Genomic DNA, 386 nt, shown 5'->3' with positions numbered 1-386 from the left:
GGAACGGCCTATGGCGAGCCATGTTGCTCGCAGGATTGGTAAAATCAAATCTTGAACGCATTCTCGTGCCCCCCTTTTTGTTATTAGTATAGGGCGGCGAGCCGGTTATTGCGGCTCGCCGTCAGTTCGCGGACTACAGATGGAAGTCCGAGTTGGTCAGGTCGTGGTTGCCCTTGATGCTCAAGCGCAACTCTGCCCCGCTATCGCCATCGACGCTGCCCTGGACGATCGTATATTCGCCGTCCTCGCGGGTTTCATGCGTGACAACCAGTTGTGCGGCACCGCTCAGTGTCGAGCCTGCAACCAGCGTGAAGGACTGGTTCCCGCCCGCGCCGCCATTGGCATCGATACCGCCTAGATCGATCTTGTCTCCGGGCTGGAAGCCG

The 386-nt window shown here is 58.8% G+C and carries 1 pseudogene; it reads right to left on the bottom strand.

What is annotated here, in order from left to right:
• Nucleotides 1-133 precede the first annotated feature (133 nt).
• A pseudogene (locus LB462_RS31030) lies at nucleotides 134-386 on the bottom strand (hypothetical protein); the annotation flags it as partial.

This window comes from Phyllobacterium chamaecytisi, assembly GCF_020164455.1.
Lineage (GTDB): Bacteria > Pseudomonadota > Alphaproteobacteria > Rhizobiales > Rhizobiaceae > Phyllobacterium > Phyllobacterium chamaecytisi.
This window is presented reverse-complemented; position numbering and strand designations above follow the sequence as displayed.